Annotated in this window: 14 protein-coding genes, 1 tRNA gene and 2 pseudogenes; 10 read left to right on the top strand and 7 right to left on the bottom strand. The window is 36.6% G+C overall.

The window, feature by feature from the left end:
- Positions 1-2317: pseudogene (locus UXI14_RS14400) on the bottom strand (hypothetical protein); the annotation flags it as partial.
- A gap of 641 nt (positions 2318-2958) precedes the next feature.
- Here UXI14_RS14400 and UXI14_RS14395 point away from each other — a divergent pair.
- Positions 2959-6003 carry an ATP-binding protein gene (locus tag UXI14_RS14395; protein ID WP_335966735.1) on the top strand — a complete coding sequence of 1015 codons (3045 nt, stop codon included), beginning with the start codon at positions 2959-2961 and terminating at the stop codon, positions 6001-6003.
- 3 nt (positions 6004-6006) lie between these two features.
- Here the strand turns inward: UXI14_RS14395 and UXI14_RS14390 are convergent, their stop codons facing one another.
- Positions 6007-6636: a response regulator transcription factor gene (locus tag UXI14_RS14390; protein ID WP_335966734.1), complete on the bottom strand. Its 630-nt coding sequence runs from the start codon at positions 6634-6636 to the stop codon at positions 6007-6009.
- 404 nt (positions 6637-7040) lie between these two features.
- On the opposite strand from UXI14_RS14390, the gene UXI14_RS14385 reads away from it, so the two are divergent.
- From UXI14_RS14385 to UXI14_RS14375, 3 genes and pseudogenes are all read left to right on the top strand, one after another.
- Complete coding sequence (locus UXI14_RS14385) at positions 7041-7232, top strand: hypothetical protein (protein WP_335966733.1); 192 nt, start codon at positions 7041-7043, stop codon at positions 7230-7232.
- A gap of 6 nt (positions 7233-7238) precedes the next feature.
- Positions 7239-7616: a restriction endonuclease subunit S gene (locus tag UXI14_RS14380; RefSeq protein WP_335966732.1), complete on the top strand. Its 378-nt coding sequence runs from the start codon at positions 7239-7241 to the stop codon at positions 7614-7616.
- Positions 7617-7909: 293 nt separating this feature from the next.
- Positions 7910-8308, top strand: a pseudogene (locus UXI14_RS14375) (restriction endonuclease subunit S); the annotation flags it as partial.
- Here the strand turns inward: UXI14_RS14375 and UXI14_RS14370 are convergent.
- Complete coding sequence (locus UXI14_RS14370) at positions 8305-9495, bottom strand: AAA family ATPase (protein WP_335966731.1); 1191 nt, start codon at positions 9493-9495, stop codon at positions 8305-8307. The pseudogene UXI14_RS14375 and the gene UXI14_RS14370 sit on opposite strands and share 4 nt — an antisense overlap.
- A 158-nt stretch (positions 9496-9653) precedes the next feature.
- On the bottom strand, positions 9654-9968 hold the full coding sequence (gene rhuM / locus UXI14_RS14365) for a RhuM family protein (protein WP_335966729.1): 315 nt from the start codon (positions 9966-9968) through the stop codon (positions 9654-9656).
- Positions 9969-10002: 34 nt separating this feature from the next.
- On the opposite strand from rhuM, the gene UXI14_RS14360 reads away from it, so the two are divergent.
- Entirely contained in the window at positions 10003-10272 is a 270-nt protein-coding gene (locus UXI14_RS14360) for a Fic family protein (RefSeq protein ID WP_277900146.1), read from the top strand.
- A gap of 360 nt (positions 10273-10632) precedes the next feature.
- Positions 10633-10902: a hypothetical protein gene (locus UXI14_RS14355; RefSeq protein WP_277900147.1), complete on the top strand. Its 270-nt coding sequence runs from the start codon at positions 10633-10635 to the stop codon at positions 10900-10902.
- Positions 10903-11234: 332 nt separating this feature from the next.
- Here UXI14_RS14355 and UXI14_RS14350 read toward each other — a convergent pair.
- Both UXI14_RS14350 and mce read right to left on the bottom strand, forming a co-directional pair.
- A tRNA-Ile gene (locus UXI14_RS14350) sits at positions 11235-11311 on the bottom strand.
- Between the two features lie 66 nt (positions 11312-11377).
- Complete coding sequence (gene mce, locus UXI14_RS14345; protein ID WP_277900163.1) at positions 11378-11791, bottom strand: methylmalonyl-CoA epimerase; 414 nt, start codon at positions 11789-11791, stop codon at positions 11378-11380.
- A gap of 132 nt (positions 11792-11923) precedes the next feature.
- Between mce and rbfA the strand changes: the two genes are divergently transcribed.
- Positions 11924-12316 carry a 30S ribosome-binding factor RbfA gene (gene rbfA / locus UXI14_RS14340; protein ID WP_277900164.1) on the top strand — a complete coding sequence of 131 codons (393 nt, stop codon included), beginning with the start codon at positions 11924-11926 and terminating at the stop codon, positions 12314-12316.
- A 6-nt stretch (positions 12317-12322) separates the two neighbouring features.
- Positions 12323-13540 (top strand): FtsX-like permease family protein, encoded by a 1218-nt coding sequence (locus UXI14_RS14335; protein WP_277900165.1) that lies wholly within the window; start codon positions 12323-12325, stop codon positions 13538-13540.
- A 132-nt stretch (positions 13541-13672) separates the two neighbouring features.
- Here the strand turns inward: UXI14_RS14335 and dusB are convergent, their stop codons facing one another.
- Positions 13673-14665 (bottom strand): tRNA dihydrouridine synthase DusB, encoded by a 993-nt coding sequence (gene dusB / locus UXI14_RS14330; protein WP_277900166.1) that lies wholly within the window; start codon positions 14663-14665, stop codon positions 13673-13675.
- Positions 14666-14882: 217 nt separating this feature from the next.
- Here dusB and UXI14_RS14325 point away from each other — a divergent pair, with 217 nt between their 5' ends.
- On the top strand, positions 14883-18065 hold the full coding sequence (locus UXI14_RS14325; protein ID WP_335966728.1) for a SusC/RagA family TonB-linked outer membrane protein: 3183 nt from the start codon (positions 14883-14885) through the stop codon (positions 18063-18065).
- A gap of 11 nt (positions 18066-18076) precedes the next feature.
- Positions 18077-19465: a SusD/RagB family nutrient-binding outer membrane lipoprotein gene (locus UXI14_RS14320; protein ID WP_335966727.1), complete on the top strand. Its 1389-nt coding sequence runs from the start codon at positions 18077-18079 to the stop codon at positions 19463-19465.
- Positions 19466-19529 lie beyond the last annotated feature (64 nt).

Here is a 19529-nt window from a genome sequence, read left to right as displayed (position 1 = left end):
TAGTAGGAGATTCTATAATATCTACAGTAAATGTTTCTTCGTCTGAGCAAGCAGGCAGGCTTTCCGGGAAGAATTGATAATTCGCACTAAAATCGGAAAGCACCCAATTTTTTGATGTTTTGTGAAATGTTTCAACGACCATCATTATTGCGATATTTCCGGCCTCCACTTCCCCGACGGGAACAACCCCTGAAACCATTACTGTTGTTGTTAGATTTGCAGGATAATCATATGTAAGTGAACTTGAATATAAACTCTGATCCGTGTTCGTGTTTATGATTACTAGTCTACCTGAAAATCCAGCCCCGTCTCCGGGACCTTGATTCGTAACATTCATCTGTGCCTCAATATTAACCTCATTACCAAAACAAGCTGACGTATCCCCTAATGATATATCACCAACAGCTCCCAAATATATCTGTGATCCCGTAGGAGCTCCGGGCACATCATATAAAATTTGTTGGCTTGCAGTCCCATCCCAAAAGCCCGGATCAAAAGTCTCAGGATACTGATAATGAGTTCCGGAATCATATAAATTATCGATTACATAATCCGTATTGGATACTGTAGTTAAACTTCCTTCACAATTATCTCTGGCTTCTATTTGATCAAATATATAAAAGGTATTATTCCCTATGTTGTCAATACTATCGCCAGGGAGATATTTAGTGCCAGTACCGTTCGCACCGCTATAGTATGCCTCATTACCACTGAGATTGGTTCCTGTAATCTCCGGAAATGTGTAGCTCTCACAAATCACTTCATCGCCCGGGTTGTTAATTTCAGGACTGTTTTCAATTTTTAAAAATACAGGAGTCCGGGCACTGGTGCAGTTACCGTCATCGGCCTCCGCATAATAGATGATTTCTCCTACAGAATTTAAAGAGGGATCTGTAACTATATTTCCTCCTGTCAGAGCATCATACCAAGTCAAAGTTTGCCCGGCTTCTACCGTAGCAGTTGCTGTTAGTAAGGGAATATTTCCCGTTTCAGCACATCCGTATTGATTTCCGCCACCTACAGGAGCATTGATTTCACAAAGGGTAAGACAAAAATCTGTTGGATCAACCTCTTCCAAAGTATCGGGATTATCACTATATATAGTCAACCCGCCCGTAGTTATAGTAGCCTGATTGGAATAACAAGCCAGTGCAGAGGCATCTTCTGAAACTTCAAATGAAACCGTAAACGTTAAGGGCTCACCACCGGTAGTTGCTATAGGATCAACAACCATATCAGATATCGTTAATGTTTGCCCGTTAAATGAAACAGTCCCTCCCCCGGGCGATGCCGGCGTAACGGAACCCGATATCCAACTTAAATCTGAGGATTGAAGAATATCTTCAAAATCATACGTTTGTGGTAATGCCTGGCTGTTGTATATACTGAACTCCACCTCCACAATATCCCCCGGAGCAATCCCATTTGCCGGTTTGTCTATTTTTTTTTCTAAAGTTGTAGGGAAACAGGCCGTAGCATCAAAAGTCCCATAGGGATTCACTGCCGTTAAATCGATCAACAAACTTGTCTGAGGATCATATCTGTATAAACGATTGGGTGCGGTTCCGTTGGAATAAAAATAAACCCGCCCCTGAACATCATTCCAGGCGCCTCCTGCACTTCCTGGTACCGCAGCAGATCCTGATGCCAAGCTTATAATTTCCTGATCCCCTGTTGTAGGATCAGTACTTATGACCTGATTTCCAGTCACACCGTATAATAAACCCGTCAAAGATGAAAAAGCAATATCAACTTGTGTATTATCAAATTCTAATCTTTTTGTCGTATAGGTCATAGCGGCTATATCCACCGTTACTATGTATCTTGCCGAGGTACCATCAAGGGAAAAGGTATATAATTTATTACCTGTTCCCATAACACCCGCTGCATATTGTACCCGTTGAGTTCCGGCACCGGTCCACACAGGTAAACCCGGCACTTGTCCGGCTATCGGAGTTGGAGCTCCTAACCCATTCACTGTTCCTTGTGCATCTATCTGAACGATATCGGCAGCATTTAAAGAAGAATTATCTCCCTGTACCATCCCGTATATTAAATTATCTTCAAAATTATATCCGATACCATTATACCTGTCCGGAAGCGAAGGGGTCAAGGTTGCCGTTACTATATTGGGGTCCGTCGCATCAACAATTTGCAATATGGATGGGTTGGGATTGACCGCACTGACGAGATAAGCAGATCCATCGCATTCAAAAGGAACTTGTGATAAAGCACTGTTCGAGCACAGATAAATGAAAAAGGAAATTAAATACAAAAGGTATTTCCCTCTGAAATTACTATTTATTATTAAATTCATTAATAAAGCTTTAGATTTTTAAACTCTTTATTATATCCAAGGAAGCGACTTCCATTGAAGCGCTCTTATAAAATATTTAAGGTTATAAAGACTTCTCCCTTGTGATTTTATTTGGCAAAGGATAATTTTGACGGAATGGGGGGTTTATGGTATTCTTAGCTTTTAGAAGCTTTTTCTATTGTGCTATAAAGTGTGTAATGGTATTATCATATTTAAGTAGTTAAATTGATTATCAAACTATTTATTTTAGAGACTCTTAAGTTATAAGTAACCATTTGTTAAAATTCCTATATTTTGTTCTTCCCATTAAGAATCACCACTACAATTTTAATTCTTGTTTATTTCTTCAAGCATAGTAAAACATTACAATTAATGTAGAATTTTAATGACATGTTATTCTTTCACAACATAGCTTAAAAGCGATAAAATTGTAGTTTTCATTAAATTAAGAAGTAAACACTATGATTTTGCTGATTTTTTACCTCAGTAAAAGAGAGAAAAAAGGAAGATAATATCCTTATAACGATCACTTTAAACACTCTTCTTAGATTCTAATTTAGTTCTGTTTATCTTTGTACCTAAGTCGTTTATTTTAGCCATGAACATCTAATTATTCTGAAAAACAGTTTACCTACGCTGCCATGTCGAACAAGTTATTTCAGCTTCATCTATTCTTTCTTTATTTTTTTTTCATTTTGATTTCAAATGCTCAGGAAAGCAAGTACATAATCAAATGGTATACCGATAGTGAGGCGCTCCCTCAAAATAGTATTAAAGATATTTATGCCGATACCTATGGTTATATATGGTTTTCCACCGAAAATGGTCTTTCTCGCTTCGATGGGCAGAATTTTAATAATTACAATCGGGAGATCATTTCGGAAATTACTTCTAACAGAATGCATTTTTTTTATGGAAGTCCTGCGTCTGATAGTATCTATATTTCTAATACTCATAATCAAATTCTTCTTGTTAATAATCACTTGGTTCAACAAATTCCTGATTCCTCATTGAAGAAAAAAAGGATTCATCATAATGCACTTAAAATTTTCAAGTATGGAAATATTTCAAGTAGTGATCACTATGTAGCTAACAAAAAGAAGATTCATCTGCAACGTAATAGTCCTCACTCTTTTGAAATCATTAACGATACCATCAGGGAATATTCTGAAAATGAAGTTGAAAATTATTCATACCCCTTTAAATTTAAAGAATCCGATCAAGTCTTTTTACATAAAAAAAAGTTGCACGTTTTGACTGATGGAAAGCTATTTCGGTTATCAAATGGTAGAATAGATAGTTGTAAAAGCGATAGCATTCAAAATCATAATTGGAGCGTTTATACGAACCACATTTCAGATCAGGTTTTTTTTTATGATTCAGAGCACAAGGAAACATTTCTTGTAAAGAAAATTGATGACGGTTCCATACATAAAAAATTAATTCTAAAGGATTTTAATTTAAAAGCGCAATCAATCCGATCCCTCTACTATGATGAAGAGAATAATATTTTTTATTTAGGAAGTGTTGCTAAAGGGTTATGTGTTGTAAAAAAAAAATATTTTCAAAGTATCTTCACCGGAAACAATGAACATGAAAATGTCGAGTATGGTATTGCTAAGATTAACGATTCCATCCTTTTAACAAGCTCAGGTGCTTTCCTAAAAGAACAAAAAATAATAGGCCATCAGTATTCCTTAAAAAAGGCAAATAAATATTTCATACTCATGGATTCTCATAAAAACTTGTGGATGAAAAGAGATCGAGTATTATTTGAATTTGAGAAGGATTCAAATTATAAGACTTTTAAACAATGGAAATTTGACAACCTTATCTCTAGTTTATACCTAGACGCCCAACAACAGTTATGGATAAGTTCTTATAATTCGCGAGAAAGATTCGGTAACCTGTATTCCATAAATGTATTGGACTCACTAAAACATCCGATCAAAAAAACCTCTTTTGATTTCAAAATAAATTGTATCTACCGAGACGAGTCTTGCTTCTTATTTGGTACTGACAGGGGTTTATATCGGTATGATCAAAAATCAAATAGTGATAAAGCAGAAAAAATTAAGGGCCTCTCATCTGCTAATGTCAGAGGCATTCAAAATTTAGCAGGTTATACATGGATCACCTCCTACGATAAAGGCTTCTTTATGTACGATCAGCAAAAATTAATTTCTTTCCCCTTGGATGAAAATAAATATCTAAGTGCGACACATTATATTATTGATGATAAGAAAGGTTACTTTTGGCTATCTACAAACAAAGGGCTTTTTCAAGTTTCAAAGAAAAATTTACTCAGCTATACAAAAGATCCCCTCCTCCCTATTTATTATTATCAATACGATAAACAAGACGGTTTCTTAAGTAATGAATTCAATGGCGGCGGCTTTCCTTCGGGTAACATGGCTCTTGAAAAGTTTCTTTATTTTCCTTCAATGGAAGGAATTGTCACAGCTGATATCTCTAAAAATCGCCCCCTCCTGCCAGACAATCCGATATTTTTTGATGACGTCATAATAGATGGCAGGCACCTTCATCCACAAAATCAATTAATTCTCGATCAAAATTTTGACAGAATTACCTTTATCATATCCAGTCCGTATCATGGTAAGGCAATCAACCAAACTATAGAAGTTAAACTTGAAGGTCCGGGATTAAACAAAGAGAAATGGGGGAAGCTCTCCGAAGAGATGAAAATCTCTTACACAAATTTAGATCCAGGGCATTATACGTTATCAGCACGAAAAGTCTCAGGTTTCAACGCGGACTATATCCATGCAAATCTTAAATTTCAAATCCCATTTCCTTTCTATCAAAAACTATGGTTTAAAATAGGAATTGTGTTCCTCTTATTTATCATCATACAACTGGGGATTAAACTACGTCTAAAAATTATTCGTCATAAAAATAACATTTTACGCAAAAAAGTTCTTGAACATACCATTCAACTCAACCATACAATCACGGAGCTAAGAAAAACAAAAACAAGATTAAGCATTCAAAACGAAAGTCAAAAAAATCTAATTGCCTCTATAACTCATGATATAAAGAATCCGTTAAATTTTATTGCTTATGTAAGCAAACAATCCTATGATAACTTTGATTTAAGCCCGATACTTAAAAATAATATCAAGTCAGTCTATACTTCTTCTCATCAATTAACAGAATTTATATCAAATTTGCTTGAATATACAAAAGTTTATAACAATCCTGAAAGGGTACAATCAAGGAAGTTTAATTTATATCAGCTCATAAACACTAAAATATCTTTATTCCAGGGTATTGCTGAATTTCAAAAAACATTTATATTTAATAAGGTCAAGCATGATATGGAAATTATGCTCAATAAAGAGTTCCTATCAATCATATTGCACAATCTGCTGGATAATGCCGTAAAGAATACTTACTATGGTAAGATTACTTTCGATTGTTACAAAATGGATAACTCATTAATTATATCAATAGCTGACACCGGTAATGGAATGTCAGATAAAGAATTAAATTATTACCGAGATTATCAAGCCAATATAGATAATGAACCCTATAAGACCAGAAATAAGGGGTTAGGCATTAAAATTATTTCCGAGCTATTAATCATCATGCAGGGAGAATTAAAAATTGAAAGCCGTTCAGGCTATGGTACTCTCATAAAACTTCTATTTGAAATAAAACAATGATTTTTAATTACCATTATCATATATTTTGAAAAGGGAGACTAAGGAAATGACATTTGTCACTTTTAATTTTTCGAAAATTCTATATTTATAGGTGCTCACAGTGGTTGTACTCAAATTTAACCGATTGGCTATTTCAAGATTTCCCTCTCCACCGGATAAGAGTCTGGCAACTTCCATTTCTCTATTGGATAAGATTTCCAATTTATTCAAAGGCTTTTTATTCAATATGGATTCTGTAATTTTTTCTTTTATAACCTTACTGATGTATTTTTTGTTTTCAAGTATGGCATTAAGGGCATTATGAATTTCTTTTTCCGAGCTCATCTTGTTTAAATAACCATCCGCTCCGGCCTGAATATAGCGTATGGCATATTGCTCTTCATTCAGTCCAGAAAGTATCAATATTTTAGTTTTTGGAGCTTTGGTCTTTGTGTAATGAAGCAACTCTAAACTACTTCCTTTAGGAAAATGTACATCCAAAATCAATAAATCAAAAAACTCATTATTAAGACCGTTATATGCCTCGGAAATTGTTTCTGCCTGATAAATAGTAACGGTTTTCAGGTAATTGGTCAACATAAGAAAAACGCCCTGTCTTACGACAAAGTGATCATCAACAAGTAAAACTTTCATTATTTAGAGATAGGTTGGTTATAAAATCTTAGATGAACGTCCTTTCGTAAACTACGAGCTTACATTAAAACTGGCTAAAATACAGTATAAATATAAAATAATATTTTTCTAATTTAAGGTTGCCCGAAATTTATTAAGACAAAATATTCAAGCCTAAGATATAATTATTAGGCTAGCCATTACTCCTGATCCCGTTGACGGGCAACTCGATATTAATCTTATTTTTTCCCGTAACAAACCCTCATGGTACTCGTCATACTATGAAAAGCTTATATGCATTTTTCCTATTTGGAATTAACTCCCTTTTTAGCTTTTGGCAACAAGATCTATCTGAAAGACGCGTTGAAATTCCTTTTTAACTCACCGATGGAGGTCATATCCTTATTCAAGCTCGCTTGAATGCCATGGAAGGAACTTTTATTTTCGATACCGTTGCGGGCCTTAATTTGATTACTAAGAAATTTGCTGATAAAATAAAAATTCTAAAACCGACAAATGAGTTTTTTACTGGTCATAGAGCAACAGGAGAAGCTCTGTCTTTGGTTTATATCATTACCAAGTTGGAGTTGCTACCTTTGCTCGGACATAAAATTTAAGACTGTTTGTTACAAAATAACATAATTGGGGAAGTAAATATTCCTGAAGACATGTTTAAAAAAAATATTGTGGAATATGGAGATATTTTGTTCCAACGAAGTTCAGAAACAAGAGAAGAAGTGGGGCAATCAAACGTCTATCTAGATAAGCATAATCCTGCAACATTTGGCGGTTTTGTAATTCGTGGTAAGAAAGTTGAAGAATACAATCCTTTATTTTTAAATTACCTCTTAAAAACTTCTCATTCAAGAAAAGAAGTCACATCTAAAAGTGGGGGGAGCACTAGATATAATATAGGACAAGAAACTTTAAGTAATATCGAAATTTTTACCCCCTCGTTAACAGAACAAGCTAAAATAGCTAATTTTTTCTCTCTTGGATGAGCGGATAAACACCCAAAGCAAAATAATTGAAAATCTTGAGTCCTTAATGCTAAGTTTAAGTCAAAAGACTTTTACTCAACAATTACGACTCAAGAATGATAACGGGAATGGTTTCCCAAATTGGGAAAAGAAAAGATTGGGGAATATTGGTCAAACTTTTAATGGTCTTACGGGAAAAACGAAGGTCGATTTTGGAAAGGGCAAGCCGTATATTCAGTATATGCAAATATTTAAAGGGTCAAAAATCAACTCCAACGAATTCGATTATGTAAAGGGAAAAACAAAATAAGGTCCAATATGGTGACGTATTTTTTACCACTTCTTCAGAAACGCCAAATGAAATTGGCGCTTCCTCAGTATTATTAAATAATGTTGAAGAACTCTTTTTGAATAGTTTTTGTTTTGGTTATCGTCCCAATTCCATTAACGATTTAGTACCTGAATTTGCTCAGTTTTTATTTAGAAGCGCCCCAACAAGACGAGAAATAACGCCTTTGGCTCAAGGCAGTACAAGGTTTAATATGTCTAAAAAAGAATTAATGAAGTTGTCTTTTGGAATTCCCTGTCCAGAAGAACAAACCAAAATTGCCAATTTTCTTTCGTCCGTTGATGAAAAAATAGAAAAAGAGAAAAGTATCTTAGTGGGATACCAACAACAGAAAAAATACTTTTTGCAAAATCTGTTTATTTAATACATAAAGCCAAAAAGCCAAACAGGAACGATGTTTCCAAAACCTATTTCTATGCCGTCTTTTGCAACATAGGCATTTTGTGTACCTGCTATTTGCTTTTTGGCTTTGTTTTTTCCACCTATTTCAAAGGTGTAGGTTTTATCAATTAAAAAATCGGCTATTTCTGAGCGGTTTATTTCGTGTAATCCTTTAAATTGATTTAAGAAAAATGTTTCCCGAACATTCCCTATATTGCTATTTTCTTTTGCTAAGGCATACATCAAGTTACTGTTGTTTAAATACAGCTTTTCCGGTTTGGTCAATACACCAATGCCCGAAGTATCTTTATACAACTCGTTAACCAAGGCCGCACGTTCCAAAATTTTTATGCTTTGCACCAACATATTGCGGGAAACACCTACTTTTTCGCTCAGTTTTGTAATGTTGGGGGTAAACGGGGCACTCGAAGCCACGCTTATCAATAGCTTTTTAAGCTTTATCAAGGTATCATATTGCAAATATTCTACCGCATTAATATCTATTTCTATAATGAGGTTGATAGTGTTTTGCAGTTTTTGGAGATAGAGTGTTTCATTTTCCTTGTAATAAGGGTAAACGCCTATTTTTAAATATTTTTCAAATAACGGTAAGGGTTTTATTTCTTCTAAAAGTTGGCTGGCAATTTGGTTGTGGTTCTCTAAAATTTCCTGGAAAGTATAATTTTGAAATGATTTTTGGATTTCAAATGTAATAAACTCTCTAAAAGACAGCTCTTTAAGGTAATACGTAACCGCTCTTCGGCTCAAATCCGATTCAGATCTATAGATTTCAAGCATTGAAGATGAAGTAAAAATTACCTTGAGTTCCGGAAAATTATCGTAGATCAGCTTTATTTCTCTTGACCAATTGGGGTATTTATGAACCTCATCGAGCAATAAATGCGTTCCTCCAAATTGGGTAAACTGTTTCGCCAAATCGTACAGTTTGTTCTCAAAGAAATAGATGTGGTCTAAACTCACATAAAGGCTTGATGACAGTGGCAAATGCAATTTTGTAAGCTGTAACAGCAAAGTGGTTTTTCCCGCACCTCTTGCACCTTTTACGACAATCAGCCTGTTGCTTAAATCTATTTGGTCAACAAGATAACGTTGTATATCTAACGGTATTTGTGCAATTTTTGACTGAAATTCTAATAATAAACTCTCCATGCCTGCTCTTTATAGAAAGCAAATATATTTATTTTTGTTGTTTCTATATAGCATTTTTATCATTTTTTGCTTTACATAAAAAGCAGTTTAAATGAATAGGTTTTGTAAAAAGTATTGCTTTTGAGTCTTAAATTGTTCTAGTAGCTTAGTCTCAAGCTCTATTTTGCAATTTTAGAATTAACTCTATAGCCTACAGATATAATCATATCCAAATTATAGTGGAGTCTATTTCTGGTAACGCTTCGATTTCCTTCTTGTTGAACTGTTCGGAAATTCCGAACAGTTGCCTCTTCATCTAATTCACCTGAACTTAATATATGCTTAATATGCTCGCTAATATTAGCTTTACTGGAATCGAACAGCTCTATCATTTGCGCCTGAGTTAACCAAATTGTCTCTTTTTCAAGCCTAACATCTATCTGCGTTTGGCCATTCTCGGCCTCATATATAAGTATTTGTTTCTGCTTTTCCATAATGGTATACAATATTATAAAATTAAAACCAGATGTGAATTTAATTCTTGTCCTCTCTAAAATGACTTTTCCTGTCTCAGAAGAGATTACCCCGCAAGTTGAGCGCTTATTGAATGTCATAACTCAGGAGCATGACAGACAGGAGTTACAAGAGCTACTTGGCTTAGCAGACAGAGAAAATTTCAGAAAAAATTATTTACAACCGGCAATTGATGCAGAATTGATAGAAATGACAATCCCGGACAAACCAAAAAGTAGTAAGCAACTATATAGGCTAACGGAAAAAGGAAAACAGATTAAGTGATTTTATTAATTTCAACTTAAATATCACCTATCAGCCAAAAAATGAAAAAGATATTACCAGCTTAAAAAAACAGCACTAATTTTTTGTTTCTCATTTGCATCTCACACCCTATTAGCCCTTATGAAATAAGGAAAGTTACATATTGTATCGAGCAAATAGACTGAGATTTTATTTGATTCCATTCATCAATAAAACATTGTAAATCAAATGATTATTGACATCTTATTGATCTTATTTTCTCTTAATATGGCCATTTTTATACTTTTATTGTGTCTCAAAAATGGAGAGACACAACATTAAGGAAAACCGTAATTTATACTTGATACTTGTTCGTAACTTTATAAAAAATAATTTAAAATTATGGGAACAACAATTGGAAATATATTGATTTCCTATGATGTTGATAAATTACACACTCAAGTTAAAACAACTTTAGAAAATTTAGGTTATATGGATAAATTTAAAAACAGTAATGACCCTAAAACCTATCATCTACCAAATACAACGTTATGGCATCAAAAAAAATCATCTAATCAAGCTATTAATGATTTAAAAATTATTTGTGCCAATTTAAACGTGAAATTGGAAAAAGCTGTAGCTGTAAAAGCAACTGAGTTCGTTGGTGTATAAACTACTAGATATATATTTAATGGGAAAATTCATCAAAGAATAACTTAAACGATTTACTCGACCACCAAGCAGCACAGAAGAATCCAAGCTTCAAAATTCTGAAAAAATGGTTCGAGATGCCATTAATTCTGACAAAAAATTGAAAAAAAAGCCAACGGAAACTTTTGGACAATAACGAAGGGTTCATAAAAATATCTTGAGATACACGCCAATGAATTTAACCTCATCATCCTTAACTTTATTGTTAAAAACTGTTAAAATTTTAAGGAATTGCAAATGGCGTGCAAATAAAAAGGCTTCAGAAGTGAATTTCTCCGAAGCCTTGAATTTACTGGTGGTCCCACATGGGCTCGAACCATGGACCCCCTGATTATGAGTCAGGTGCTCTAACCAGCTGAGCTATGGGACCTGCAATTTGCGGATGCAATATTACTATATATTTTTAATCTCTGCAAACCTTTTAACGGTTTTTGTTTTACTCCGTTTCTGTTTCTATCTCTTGGCATAATTCTATTAATACCCCATTGGTAGTTTTTGGGTGCAAAAATACAACCCATTTATTGTCTGCACCGCGTTTGGGCGTTTCGCTTAAAACTGTAAACCCTTCATCTTTAAGTCTTTTTATTTCTGCTTGGATATCGGCTACTTCAAAGGCGACATGATGTAACCCTTCGCCTCTTTTTTCAATAAATTTTGCAATTGGGCTGTCTCTAGTCATTGCCTCTAAAAGCTCTATCTTGCTTTCTCCGGTTTTAAAAAAAGATGTGCGGACCCCTTCGGTGGCAACTTCTTCTGTTTTGTAATTTGCCACGCCCAATAACTGTTGAAACAAGGTGTTGGAGGCCGTTAAGTCTTTTACCGCAATTCCCAAATGTTCTATTTTATTCATTATTAAAACTTTTTGTTTTTATTGATTTTAACCCCTTATAGTTAAAAATTTTAGGCAACCGCTCCGAACAATTCATTCTTACCTCAAAAATAATACTTTAAATTGTATTTATTATTCTCGTACTTTTGCATTATGGAAACAAACAGACAGAAAAAGATCGGTGGCGTGATTCAACGCGATTTGGCGGAAATTCTACAAAGAGCAGCAAAGGAGGGGGGAATGTCTGGAACCTTAATTAGTGTTACCAAGGTAAACGTTACATCCGACCTTTCCCAGGCCAAGGTATATGTAAGCATTTTTCCGCACAACAACAGCGAAGAGCTCATTAAGGGCATCCGCTCCAACCAGCCGCTTATTAAACACGAATTATCGCAGCGAACAAAAAACCAGCTTAGGCGTGTGCCCGAACTGGAATTTTTTATTGATGATTCTCTGGAATACATCGACCGGATTGACCAATCCTTAAAAGGCAGCGACAACCCTATTGAAAACCCCAACCTGTTGGACAAAAGAAAGAAGTCTTAATTTTTTTTGAATATTTCCCTATACATAGCAAAAAGGTACTTGATTTCCAAAAGCAGCCAAAATGCGGTCAACATCATCAATTTTGTGACCTTTTTGGTTATTGTTATTGGGGCCGCCTCCTTATTTATTGTATTATCGGCTTTTGCCGGGCTCAAAACGTTTAGCCTTTCGTTTTCAAATACCTTCGACCCAGACTTAAAGGCCGTTACCGCTAAGGGAAAATATTTTTCGCTTACCAAAGAAGAATTGGCTAAATTAGACAACCTGGAAGGGATAGCAAGCTATTCAAAAGAAATTGAAGAACGAATTTTTCTTACCCACAAGCAACGCCAGCACATAGCATACATAAAAGCTGTAGACAGTAATTATACGCGTGTAACCAATGTAGATAGCACTTTGTATTATGGCAGCTGGATAAATAAAGATCCCTATCAAGTAGTTACTGGGCTCGGCATAGCCAATTTATTGGGGCTCGGTATTAACGATTATAGGAGTCCGCTAAAAATATTGGCCCCAAAACCCGGCGACGGAAGTATTACCAGCGGGCTTTCTGGCACCAAAAAACCCTACAACGAGCTTTCCGTTACCGTTTCCGGCGTGTATTCCATAAACGACGACCTCGATAAAAAATACGTATTTGCCCGCCTTTCTACCGTACAGCCCCTGTTAGAAAAAAATGAAAACCAAATAACGGGCATCAACTTTAAATTAAAGCCCCTGGCCGATATCAATGCCGTAAGCAGTTCCATAAAAGAAATACTCAAGGAAAAAGTTTCCCTAAAAACGCGTCAACAATTAAACGACTCGCTTTACAAAATGCTGAATACCGAAAATCTGGCTATCTATCTTATATTTACGCTAGTACTAATTATAGCGCTCTTTAATGTTGTCGGGGCCATAATCATGATGATTCTGGACAAAAAAGACAACGCCTCAACCCTTTACAGTATGGGCGTTTCCATTAAAAAGCTTAAGCGCATATTTTTCCTTCAGGGCTTGCTGGTAACTTCTGTTGGGGGCATCGTGGGCATTCTGTTGGCCTCTGCTTTGGTATGGACCCAAATAACGTTTCAGTGGATAAAGCTTACGCCAACCCTAGCCTATCCCGTGGAGTACAATTTCCTTAACGTGGGCATTGTCTTTGCGACCATTTTTGTTTTAGGATTCATAGCGGCCAAAATTGCATCCAGCCGGGTCAACAAACAACTTATCCAGTACAAGTAATTTTTAAAAAACAGGGGAGCCCCATCTATCGGGAAAGTAGCTGTTGCTGTTGCCCCCTTGCGCCTTTTAAAAATAGTTATTCCCGTCAGCAATCATGCCTCAAAACATCTCAACCTAAACCTGTCCGAAAAACTATACAAACTGAAAATCAGCAAATTTTTCCTCTACCTCATCAAAGGCAGCAAAAACATCGGCAGCATCGTCGCTTGTTACCATTTTCATGCGGTATTCCTTAAAATGCGGTATTCCTTTAAAATAATTCGTGTAGTGCCTCCTGGTTTCAAAAACGCCCAATTTATCGCCTTTCCAGTCAATGGACATTTCCAGGTGCCTCCTGGCGGCCGCCACACGTTCCTGAATTGTTGGTGGCGCCAAATGTTCTCCTGTATTAAAAAAATGTTTTACCTCTTTAAAAAACCAAGGATACCCAATACTGGCACGGCCAATCATTGCCCCGTCAAGACCATATTCATCGCGCATTTTAAGTGCCATTTCGGGGGTGTCTACATCACCATTGCCAAAAACGGGGATATGCATCCGCTGGTTGTTTTTTACATCGGCTATCGGTTGCCAATCGGCATTCCCCTTATACATTTGCACCCTTGTCCGCCCGTGAATGGATATGGCCTGAATACCCACATCTTGAAGTCTTTCGGCTACTTCAACTATTTTAACGGAATCGCTGTCCCAGCCCAAGCGGGTTTTTACGGTTACCGGCAATTTAGTGCGCTTTACCATTTCTTCGGTAAGTTTTACCATAAGTGGTATGTCTCTTAAAATTCCGGCTCCGGCATTTTTACAGACCACCTTTTTTACCGGGCAGCCAAAATTAATATCAATAATATCGGGGTTGGACCTTTCCACAATATCTATGGCCTGTAGCATAGAATCCAGTTCGGCTCCAAATATCTGGATACCCACCGGACGTTCCTTTTCGTAAATATCCAGTTTTTGCGTGCTCTTTGCGGCATCGCGTATTAATCCTTCCGAAGAAATAAATTCAGTATAAACCACGTCTGCACCTTGCTCCTTGCATAACGCCCGAAACGGTGGGTCGCTAACATCTTCCATAGGTGCCAATAAAAGTGGAAACGCTCCTACATCTATCGATCCAATTTTTGCCAAAACAATTCTTTTTTTGAACTGCAAAGATAGGTAATTATAAAAATGGTATCGAAAATCATTTTATTACTTTTTAAACAGAATACAGTTGTATGAAATAAATTAAATAATTTTTATTCATTTTAAATTCATTTCAATATCCAATATCATAAACAAAATATAACAAATATTTAACTATCTTTAAAATATACAACAATTTAACCTTAACAAACTCAAACAAATGAATTACAAAATTTCAGTAATTATGCTACTGATATGTGTCCCTTTTTGGGGTTTATCTGCGCAAGAGATCCCCATTACAGGAACGGTTACAGTAGCAAGTGACGGTATGCCATTACCCGGCGTTACCGTAATGATTAAAGGAACCAATCAAGGCACTTCTACAGATATGGATGGAAACTATTCCATTACTACAAACCAAGGAGATGTTTTATCATTTTCATCCATTGGCTTTGCTGTTCAAGAAGTACCTGTAAACGGGCAAACAACTATCAACATTGCATTAGTGGAAAGCATGCAAGGGCTTGACGAAGTTGTTGTTACTGCCTTGGGAATATCTCGAGACAAAAAATCATTAGGATATGCTACCCAAGAAGTGGACGGGGAAAATTTTAACTTAACCAACGAACAAAACGTATTAGGGTCGCTCTCCGGGCGTGTTGCCGGTGTTCAGGTTACTGGTGCTTCAGGGGCAAGTATGGGGGGAACCCAGAAAATTAAAATTCGTGGAGTTAACTCCATTGGAGCAGGCGACCAACCATTAATCGTCATTGATGGAACTCCAATTTCCAATGCAAATTTTTCCGGTAGCGACCAGGCAGATTATGGTAACTTAGCACAAGATGTAAACCCTAACGATATTGAATCGGTAAATGTTTTAAAAGGGCCTGCTGCCTCTGCCCTGTATGGTATTCGCGGACAGTATGGTGTAATTATGATTACCACCAAAAAAGGAAAAAAAGGGCCAAAAAAAGTAAGTGTTGATTTTTCTTCTACTTTTTCAGTCGAATCGGCATATAACTTTATAGAGCTACAAAATATGTATGGAGGCGGTTCCAGTCAAACTTTCAGGACACTTCCAAACGGTCAACCTTATGTAGATATGAGTGTAGATGAAAGCTGGGGGCCAAAACTAGACGGTACTCCTGTGAGACAAGTATTCAGCTTTTATCCGCAAGATCCGGAATATGGCCAACTATCACCTTTTGTGGCACATCCCAATAATGTAAAAAATTATTACAATACAGGAACAACCTTTAATAACAATGTTAGCATTAGTGGCGGAAATGAAAATACTTCCGTTCGCTTAAGTTTTAATAACACACAAATTGAAGGGATTGTACCCAATACTAACCTAGACAGAACAAATGTAGGCTTAAGCGTTAGTTTGGACTTAAATGACAAGGTTACTGTTTCTTCTAATATAAATTATGCCGGAAATAAAGGAAGGCGTCCATCACAAGGTTCAGAATATGGTGCCAATTACATGGTACAGTGGTTTCAAAGAAATGTTGACATGAACCGGTTACGGAATTATAAATATGACGATGGAACTTTTCTGCATTGGAATTTAAGTAGGCCCGATTCTAATACCGGGGAAATAACCGATTTCGAACCTCTTTATTGGAATAACCCCTATTTTGAAGCTTATGAAAATACCAGCGATGATTATCGTGACCGTTTCTTTGGCGATATTGGGGTTTCATACAAAATAATACCCGAACTGGAGATAAGTGGTTTTGTCCGTTCAGATATGTTTACACAAAACATTCAAAGCCGCCAAGCATTTGGAGGAACTCGGGTTCCCTCTTTTTCAATTGGAAAATACCAAAATAAAGAGTTTAACTATGAACTTTTGGCCCAATACAAAAAATCATGGGAAAAATTATCGCTAGATGCAACCGTTGGTGGCAATATTTATGATCGCGAGTATACCTATTTGTCTCAAGCAACCGTTGGCGGATTATCCTCTCCTGGGTTTTACAATATAGATGCCTCCATAGACAGACCTGAAGTAGATTCATATTTACTTGAAAAACAAATACGCAGTTTTTATAGCTTGGTTTCTTTAGGGTATGATGGGACATTTTTTATAGACGCCTCTTTAAGAAATGATAATTCTTCCACGCTTCCCGATGACAATAACTCTTATTGGTATCCTTCTTTTTCGGGGAGTATTGTTTTTAGCGAATTGTTAGAATGGGAGCCGCTGTCGTTTGGTAAAGTCCGGGCAAGTTATGCAAAAGCAGGATCCGATCTAGATCCATATCTTACTACTCCTTTTTATGAGGTGGGAACGGTCTATAATGGTACGAGTACCTTGTATGTCCCAGATAAACTTAACAACCCCAACATAAAACCTTCTTTTTCAAATTCTTTTGAAACGGGGTTAGAGCTAAATTTCTTTAATAACCGTTTAGGTTTTGATTTTACGTATTATCAACAGAAAAATAAAGATCAGATTCTCGACTTGGATATCTCAGGAACAAGTGGATATGATTCTACTATTATTAACGCAGGTTTGATTGAAAACGATGGTTTTGAACTTTCGGTAAATGCGGCCCCGGTAAGAAATAATAATTTCTCATGGGATTTCACGTTCAACATCAACAAAAACAATAGCGAAGTTGTAGAACTGGCTCCGGGGATAGACGTTTATACTTATGGGTCCACAACTTATTCCAGTGTAACAAGTTATTTAAATTCATATGAAGGGGAGCCTTTTGGAAGCTTGGTAGGACAGGCGTATCAAAGAGATGAGGCCTCTGGAAAAATACTTTTGGACGATGAGAATATGCCTCTATATACCGATGCAACTCATAACTTTGGAACCGTTCTCCCAGATTTTAATGGCGGTTTTCAAAATAATATCCGCATAGGACAATTCAATATTGCCGCAATGATAGATTTCCAAGGAGGCGGTCAGTTCTTTAGCCGTTCTAAAATGTTGTCGGTTAGAACCGGGCAGGATATTTTAACCGTTGCCACCAATGATAATGGCATGAACGTCCGTGATCCACTTGAAGATGGCGGAGGTGTAAAAGTCACCGGAATTTCTGCATCAACAGGTGAAGATGTTACCGCGTATGTAGATGCCCGATCTTATTATAGAAATGTAATTGGAAGAAGAATTTACGAAGAATGGCTTTATGATGCTTCTTATGTTAAACTTAGGGAAGTCCGTGTTCAATATAACCTAGGGGAAAAGATTATGGAAAAACTTCCCTTTAGCACCATGAGCCTTGCTTTAATTGCAAGAAACCCTGCAATGATATGGCAAAAAGCTCCTAAGGGCATTAACCCATCTGAAATCTCAACCGGTGCCCAGGCCATAAGCTGGTATGAATCTGGTCAATTACCTTCGGTAAGGTCATTCGGTGTAAATTTGAACGTCACATTTTAAACTCTCAAAAAATGAAAAAATTATATATAACCATATTGTTTGGAGTAACTGTTCTTACAGGCTGCAACAATTTTGACGAAGATATTAATACAACCACCAACGATCCGAGCCAAGCCTCCGGAATGCAGTTAATTTCCCAGGCAGAATTATGGCTCCCAGGGCTTAGTTCTTCCCCTCAAGGAGAGTTTATGGCTCAATATTTAGCAGAAACACAATATGTTGGTCTCTCTCTTTACCCACAGCAAAGCACCAGTTTTTATAGCTGGTATCAAGGGCCGTTGGCCGACCTTCAAGCAGTATTGAATGCAGACGACCTTACCGCTAATGAAGGTCCCATTGAGAATCAATTGGCTGTTGCCAAAATATTAAAAGCATATTATTTTTGGAACATTACAGACCGGTGGGGCGATGTGCCTTATAGCGAAGCATTACAGGGAGTGGATGATTTCACACCCGCTTATGACACACAAGAAAGCATATACACCGACCTGTTTGCAGAACTAAAAGAAGCTAGTGATATGATGGTAAGTGGAAACCTCTCCAACGATATTGTCTATGACGGAGATATGGGGAAATGGGAAAGATTTGCCAATACCATTCGTATGATGATGGCGCTTCGTTTATCTGAAGTAAATCCTGCAACTGCAGAAGCAGAATTTAACAATGCTGTTAATGACGGCGTCTTTATCTCAAATGACGATAATTTGTTTTTTCAGCATTTAGCCGATGCCAATAATCAAAATTACTGGTACGATCAGGTTGAAAATGACAACAGGGAATGGTGGGCACTTACTGAAAGTCTCGTTAGTGTAATGAAACTTGTAGATGACCCCAGACTGCCAATATACGGGAATCCAGCTCGTGATAGCGATGAATATGTAGGCCTGTTGTTTGGAGAAGAAGATAATATTGGTACCGAAGAATATTCATTGTTGGGAGATGCCATTTATGCCCAAGATGCTCCTGTTTATTTATTAACATATGCCCAGGTACAGTTTGCAATGGCTGAAGCCTCTGAAAGGGGTTGGATAACTGGAGATACTGAAACTTATTACAATCAGGCTATTGAAAGCTCCATTGAACAATGGACAGGAAGTACAGAAGAGGTTACAGATTTTATGGCTCAACCTGAGGTTGCATTCGATCCAGCTAATGCCATGGAACAAATAGCCACCCAGCGCTGGGTACATTTATATATGTTTGGATATGAAGCTTGGGCCGAATGGCGCAGGACAGGGCTACCTGACATTATGGTAAAACCGAACGGTGTTAATGTACCAACCCGATTGGCTTATCCAGATAACGAAGCCTTTAATAATGAGACCAACTATAGGGATGCTGTACAAAGACAGTTTGGAGGAGAAGACAGTATATACGGAACTCTTTGGTGGGATGAATAATTTTTTTATCTCTCTTTTTTAACTTTAAAAATAAAAACCCCGGAAATTCCCGGGGTTTTAGCGT

Source organism: Galbibacter sp. PAP.153, from assembly GCF_037029175.1.
Lineage (GTDB): Bacteria > Bacteroidota > Bacteroidia > Flavobacteriales > Flavobacteriaceae > Galbibacter > Galbibacter pacificus.
This window is presented reverse-complemented; position numbering and strand designations above follow the sequence as displayed.

Excerpts from the sequence above, each read along its gene's own strand:
- UXI14_RS14390 (WP_335966734.1), bottom strand. The coding sequence starts at position 6,636 with ATGAAAGTTTTACTTGTTGATGATCACTTTGTCGTAAGACAGGGCGTT.
- UXI14_RS14385 (WP_335966733.1), top strand. The coding sequence starts at position 7,041 with ATGGAAGGAACTTTTATTTTCGATACCGTTGCGGGCCTTAATTTGATT.
- UXI14_RS14395 (WP_335966735.1), top strand. The coding sequence starts at position 2,959 with ATGTCGAACAAGTTATTTCAGCTTCATCTATTCTTTCTTTATTTTTTT.
- mce (WP_277900163.1), bottom strand. The coding sequence starts at position 11,791 with ATGAATAAAATAGAACATTTGGGAATTGCGGTAAAAGACTTAACGGCC.
- UXI14_RS14320 (WP_335966727.1), top strand. The coding sequence starts at position 18,077 with ATGAAAAAATTATATATAACCATATTGTTTGGAGTAACTGTTCTTACA.
- rbfA (WP_277900164.1), top strand. The coding sequence starts at position 11,924 with ATGGAAACAAACAGACAGAAAAAGATCGGTGGCGTGATTCAACGCGAT.
- UXI14_RS14370 (WP_335966731.1), bottom strand. The coding sequence starts at position 9,495 with ATGGAGAGTTTATTATTAGAATTTCAGTCAAAAATTGCACAAATACCG.
- UXI14_RS14325 (WP_335966728.1), top strand. The coding sequence starts at position 14,883 with ATGAATTACAAAATTTCAGTAATTATGCTACTGATATGTGTCCCTTTT.
- UXI14_RS14355 (WP_277900147.1), top strand. The coding sequence starts at position 10,633 with ATGGGAACAACAATTGGAAATATATTGATTTCCTATGATGTTGATAAA.
- rhuM (WP_335966729.1), bottom strand. The coding sequence starts at position 9,968 with ATGGAAAAGCAGAAACAAATACTTATATATGAGGCCGAGAATGGCCAA.